This window comes from Haloferax sp. Atlit-6N (genome assembly GCF_003383195.1).
GTDB lineage: Archaea > Halobacteriota > Halobacteria > Halobacteriales > Haloferacaceae > Haloferax > Haloferax gibbonsii.
The window spans coordinates 1-468 of the sequence record NZ_QEQJ01000297.1 but is presented as its reverse complement, the minus strand read 5'-3'; the positions used below and the strand labels follow the sequence as shown (position 1 = coordinate 468).

Below are 468 nucleotides of genomic sequence, written 5' to 3'. Positions count from 1 at the left end.
CGTACTGGGCGAAGTACGACGGTCCGTTGAGGCCGTTGACGCCGTCGAACTCCCGGTCGAGCACGTTCGTCATATTCGACTGGATCTCCGGCATATGCTCGCGGTCGATGTTCATCTTCTCGACGCCGAGCACGAGCGCGACGTCGAGTTGACCGGCGGCGATCGCCAGCCAGGCGTAGCGCAGCGCGGCCTGCCCGCTCGCGCACGCGAGTTCGGTGCGAGCTAACATTCCGTTCACGTCGATGCCGAGTAGTTCGGCGACCATCGGCGCGACGTGGCTCTGGAACGCGAACCGTTCGGGTTGCACCGCTCCGACGAACAGCCCCTCGACGTCTTCGGGCTCAATCCCGTCGACGTCGTCGAACGTCGCTTTGCCGGCTTCCTGTGCGAGATCCTTCCACGTGGCGTCGCGCTCGCCCCATTCGGTGAGCCCGCCGCCGACGATGGCTGCGTTGTGTGGCATTTCTC

Annotated in this window: 1 protein-coding gene; it reads right to left on the bottom strand. The window is 65.2% G+C overall.

Translation table 11 applies throughout. The annotated features are described in order from the left end of the window. The coding region (locus DEQ92_RS22435; protein ID WP_394338723.1) for a beta-ketoacyl synthase N-terminal-like domain-containing protein at positions 1-463 on the bottom strand (463 nt) is incomplete at its 3' end. Positions 464-468: the final 5 nt, after the last annotated feature.